This window comes from Bifidobacterium sp. UTBIF-78 (assembly GCF_006408945.1).
In the GTDB taxonomy this organism is placed as follows: Bacteria; Actinomycetota; Actinomycetes; order Actinomycetales; family Bifidobacteriaceae; genus Bifidobacterium; species Bifidobacterium myosotis.
In genome coordinates this window covers 1-5,386 of the sequence record NZ_JFAO01000010.1, presented here as the reverse complement: position 1 = coordinate 5,386, position 5,386 = coordinate 1, and the positions used below count along the sequence as shown (strand labels likewise).

Below are 5,386 nucleotides of genomic sequence, written 5' to 3'. Positions count from 1 at the left end.
AAACATATTAATGCGAACGCACCGAGACCGATCCCCTGTCCAAATAATGCGGAGGAATCAGCTTCACCTCTCCAGGCTTATGCTCATTACCGTCGAGAACGCTCATCATCAAGTCCACAGCATCCGCGCAAGTCTCACTCGGCAATAGCGGAAATTCATCCACAGGAACATCAAGGTTGTTCGCGTCTCCTTGCATGCATAGAGCAATGAATGAAACATCACCAGGAACAGAAAGTCCACGCTTTCGCAAGGACACAATCGCATTATTCATATGTATCAAATTCGTCGCTGACAAAATCGCACTAATACTCGGATGCGATTTGAATGTGGCATCAATCAGATTACCGACATCTGCGGCATCATCACCAGTATTATATGAACAGTGGAAAATAATTCCTCTCCTGGCCGCCTGATCTGATAGTGCTTTCCTCAACCGGATATGGAAGTTAGCTCCACGTCGATATTCACTCTCCACCGTACCAATATATAAAATTTCCCGATGCCCTTTCGCGGCAAGGATATCAACCGCCCGGCAACCCATTTGCACAAAATCTATATCCACAGAATAGATAGACTCATTGTTTTCCGGATATCCAATAGCAACAAAAGGACAGCCCAAACGCTCTGCCATGGCCGCACGCGTATCGTTTATTTCAACCTCTAGCAAAATCACACCATCAACAAGTCCGCTTTCCACCACACGTTCAAGCTCTTTTTCCTCGTGCTGACCGGCCAGCAACAGCACATCGTAACCGTATTTTCTTGCTCGAATTACAGTTTCAAAGAAAAACCTCGAATAGATGCTCAATAATGTGCTACGGCCGATTGGCGAACTTAACGCCAAGATATGTCTGCGAGCACCACGTAGTAGCTGAGCACCCGCATTGGGGGTGTACTGCAGCTCTTTTGCAGCCGCTATCACTTTATCTCGCGTTTCTTCTTTCAAAGGACGTTTTCCTGAAAAAACATAAGAAACAGTGCTGATAGAGACACCCGCCCGTTCTGCTACATCCTTGATGCCAACCATTACGACCCCTTCGTCGAAACGTTTTAATGTTGATATTATAGCAACATACTGTTGGCATAATGCGAAATATCACACAAAAAACGCCGATAGAACTATGTGCGAGCCAGCCTTACCAATGAACATGGTGCCAGCAGACACATAGTATCGGCTGTTACTCCCCTAGTATCGTATCCCACATGCCTACGAAATCGGGCAGGGTCTTGCGCGTGGTGGCGACGTTGATCACCGAGATACCCGGAATCCTCAAGCCCAGCATCGCCGCGAACGTGGCCATGCGGTGATCTGCGTAGGTCTCCATTTCAGCGCCATGCAGCTGCTCGTCCGACACCGGCTCGATGCGCAATCCGTCCGGCAGTTCCTCGGCCTTGCCGCCCACACGGACGATTTCGTTGACGAGCGCGGCGAGGCGATTCGTCTCATGACCGCGCAGATGGCCGATGCCCACCATGTCCGTCGGTTTATCGGCGAATACCAGTATCGCGGCAAGCGAAGGCGCGATCTCTCCCGCTGCGGTCAGATCGAACGTGCCCAGTCCGCGAACCGAGCCGTCGCCGGTCACCTCGCAGTATCGCACACCGTTCCGCTCCGGGAACGAGACCTGCGCCCCCATACGTTCCAGATATCCCGGCAGCAGACCGCCCGGCTGCGTGGTGGCTTCCGGCCAATGCGGCACACGCACGGTCCCGCCCGCGATGAGCGCGGCGCCCAGGAACGGCGCAGCATTGGACAGATCGGGCTCCACGGTGACCGTTTCCGGCAGCTGCAGCGGCTTGGGCGCGACCGTCCACGTATGCGCGGATTCCTCAGCGACGGCATCGCCACCGGCCCCGTTCACATCGGCGACAGTCATGCGGATATGCGGCAGGCTCGGCGTCTTCTCCCCCGTGTGTGTCAGCCGCAGGCCACCAGGCAGTTTCGAACCGATGAGCAACAGGCCGGAGATGAATTGGGACGAACCGGACGAATCAATGCTCACCTGCGCCATGGCTTCGGCCGATGGCAAAGCAGAGGGCGGGGTGATGGTGAACGGCAGGAATCCCTCTTCGCCCAGATAGTCGACCTTGGCGCCGAGCTGTTCCAAGCCATCCAGCACCGGCTTCATTGGTCGAGCGTAGGCCTGCTCGTCGCCGTCGAAGCGCACAGGCCCGTCGGCGAACAGCGCCAGTCCCGGCACGAACCGCATCACGGTGCCAGCCAAGCCGCAATATACGTCGACGTCGCCCCGGAACCTGCCGGAAACGGGCGGCGTCACCGTCACCGTGGTATCCGTGATCGGGTCCACGTCGCAGCGCACGCCGAGGGCGGCGAGCGCACCCATCATCAGTTCGGTGTCGCGTGAACGCAACAGTCCCACCAGCCGCACCGGCCGTGAGCTGAGCGCGGCCAGAATCAGATAACGATTCGACAACGATTTGCTGCCGGGAATCGTGACGGTGGCGTTGATGGGGCCGTCCGGCATCGGCGCGGGCCACGGGTTCGGCGTTGTGGTATTCGGTGTTTCGCTCATGCGCCCATCGTATCCGTTTTCGCGGAGAATCGAGCGGCGAACGCGCTATGGTGGAATCGTGCGTGTGATCGAACGGTTCTGCCGGGGCAAAAGAGCTGATCAGTCGTTGAACGAGGATGGGCTGGTCATCACGGACGAGTTCGCGGCCGTGGTGGACGGGGTGACAAGCAAAAGCGTGCGCCATCTGTGGCGGCCAAGCGGTGGCGTGATGGCGCGGGGTCTCCTCATCGACGCAGTCGGAACCCTGCCGCGGAATGCCACAATGCGAGAGACTCAGATGACGCTCGACCGGCGGCTTCGCGCGGAATATGCCCGAAGCGACGCGGATGAATCGGTGTTCGTCAACGAGCCTTGGGAACGGTTGCAGGCCAATGCAGTAGTCTACAGTGCGACACATCGAGAGGCGTGGCTGTTCGGTGACTGCCAGATCATGGTCAACGGTGTGCAAACGCCGACGCTGAAACGTGTGGATGAACTGCTCGGCGAAGTACGATCGTTTGCGGCACAGGCGATGGCCTTGGACGGCGGAGCGGATTCCGCTACTGCGCCGGATAGGATGAGGTCGCCGGAGGAACCGGATGAATCGGACGAGGTTGTATCGGACGAATCAGACAGCGGAACCGAAAAATTGCCGGGCGCATCGATCGCATCAGTCGAATCACACGAATCGCCCCAATCAACCAGGCCGAACGAATCATCAATCAGACCAATAGGACCGGATACATCTGTCGCATCGGACGAATCATCAAGCAGAATAGAGGAACCGAACGGAGTCGGCCAACCAGAGACAGAACCCGACGACCCCGCGCGGAACCTGATCATGCCGTTCCTGCGATTGCAGTCACGATTCGCAAACCGGCGCAGCACGTACGGGTACTTCGTATTCGACGGATTCACGGACCCGACCTATCCGATTCGCACGGTACCCATCGCTCCCGGCGACGAGGTGGTGCTGGCCTCGGACGGCTATCCCCTGTTACGCCCGACGCTGACCGAATCGGAGCGGGAACTGGCGCGGCTGCGCCGGGACGACCCGTCGCTTATCCATGAGTACCGTTCAACCAAGGGTTTCGTCGCGGGACAGGAATCATTCGACGACCGTACGTATCTGCGGTTCGTCGCCTGAACCGCCTCGCCTGAATCACCTGAAGGGTTTGCGCCGGACAGCCCCCGGCGTCACCGTTACTTGTCGGCGGCCAGACGCGATTCGATGCGCGGCTCGTCCCCGGCGACGGCCTGTTCCTCGCTCAACCCGCCCTCGATCATCTGCGCGTGCAGCAGCTGGGCGGCCACACGATCGGCCTCGATGGCCGCGATCTGACGCGAGAACACAATGAACCAGCCGAGGAACATGAGACCGGCCAATGCCTCCACGTTAGTGAGCGTGTTGTGGCCCATCATCATGTTGGCCCAGAAGCCGGCACACACCAGTGCGGCGAGATCGGAGGCCACCATCACGGCCTTGGACAGGCGCGGCGCAAGCCAGGGCAGGCAGACGAACAGCACCAGCATCACGAACGGCAGGCCCTTGGCGCATACGTTGTGCATGAGGTTGTGCGGCGTATAGCGGAATACGCCGATGCCGATGAATGCGAGACCGGAAACGGTCAGCAGCGCCGAGAGGATACCCGTACGCAACATGAAATGCGGGATTTCGTAGCCGCGGTTCGGGTCCTTGTTGGTGCGGTCGTGCCAGAGACGTTGCAGGCGTTCGGTGGTCACCAGTTCCGAGATGGCGAAGTAGCTCACGATGATGATGCAGGTTCCGGCGAGCATCAGCGTGGAGTTGAACATGCGCGCGGCGAACGTGGTGCGGTCGCCGAGTTGCGAGAAATTGTTGTGATACCAGTACGGGTCATCGGTGGTCATGCCGGCGGTCACCACGCCGGAGATGACGAAGAACGGCAGCAGGGACGCCAATGTCTTGGCGTTCATGAGTTCCGCCTGCACGAACGTCATGTAGCCGACCACGCCGGCGAATCCGGCGCAGACGCTGGAGATGTAGCCGGAGAAGATCGCGTTGCCCATCATGTCGTTGGCCGCGCCCATCAGTGCGAACGACGACAGGAAGATGGTGGCGGCGTACACCACTGAAAGGGCCACGATCTCGATGATGCGGCGGATCGGCGCGAGCCAGCCGTGGTCCAGGTTCAGCGAGCGCGACTTGCTGGCGTATCCGATGACGAACGAGATGACGCCGCAAGCGGCCACGATGCCCGAAGCCACCATGAAGCGTCGCTGGGTCAGCTGCCAGATGGCGGGCGCGTACTGCATATAAGCGTTCATGGACACCGCTCCTACCACCGCACAGATAAGGAAGGAGACCAGACCATAGGTTTCGGCGCGTTGATGACGTCCCATGCTGCGGTGCTCCTTCCGTTGCGTGCAGTTGGGTTTTGCCGCGGTCGCGCTTGTTCGCAATCGCGCTTGTTGCGGGGCAGTTGTTACGGCGGGCAGTTGCAGTCCATCCGTAGCCCGTCCTCACGCGCGGCCGGCTGCGCTCGTCCGCCTGTACCGCCCCCCGTGTGCGGTCTGCGACGTACTCGTCAGCCGAGAGCTTCGGACCGGCCTACGCTAGGCAGGCCAGACCGAGAAGCCAAGTCGACGAGACGTGCCACAAGGCCGTGCCGCTTGACACCGGGCAAGCGGCCCGAACCAAGCGGCAGCCCAAGCGGCACAGCATGCTCAATGCCGATCACGCGAGAGGACTTTTCCCAAAACGTCATTGTATCCCGTGTCCCGGTCCTCCGATGCGATACAATGACTATTTGTGCCGTTCTCTCCTCATCGACTGACGGCACGACGGGCTATAGCGCAGCTTGGTAGCGCGCCTGCTTTGGGAGCAGGATGTT

Annotated in this window: 4 protein-coding genes; 1 reads left to right on the top strand and 3 read right to left on the bottom strand. The window is 59.1% G+C overall.

The window, feature by feature from the left end; translation table 11 throughout:
* Positions 1-7 precede the first annotated feature (7 nt).
* Positions 8-1,027: a LacI family DNA-binding transcriptional regulator gene (locus tag BG22_RS02945; RefSeq protein ID WP_140493046.1), complete on the bottom strand. Its 1,020-nt coding sequence runs from the start codon at positions 1,025-1,027 to the stop codon at positions 8-10.
* Between the two features lie 151 nt (positions 1,028-1,178).
* On the bottom strand, positions 1,179-2,534 hold the full coding sequence (aroA, locus tag BG22_RS02940; protein WP_140493043.1) for a 3-phosphoshikimate 1-carboxyvinyltransferase: 1,356 nt from the start codon (positions 2,532-2,534) through the stop codon (positions 1,179-1,181).
* 64 nt (positions 2,535-2,598) lie between these two features.
* On the opposite strand from aroA, the gene BG22_RS10930 reads away from it, so the two are divergent.
* On the top strand, positions 2,599-3,660 hold the full coding sequence (locus BG22_RS10930) for a hypothetical protein (protein WP_219846925.1): 1,062 nt from the start codon (positions 2,599-2,601) through the stop codon (positions 3,658-3,660).
* Positions 3,661-3,716: 56 nt separating this feature from the next.
* Here the strand turns inward: BG22_RS10930 and BG22_RS02925 are convergent, their stop codons facing one another.
* Positions 3,717-4,895 carry an ABC transporter permease gene (locus BG22_RS02925; RefSeq protein WP_140493040.1) on the bottom strand — a complete coding sequence of 393 codons (1,179 nt, stop codon included), beginning with the start codon at positions 4,893-4,895 and terminating at the stop codon, positions 3,717-3,719.
* Positions 4,896-5,386 lie beyond the last annotated feature (491 nt).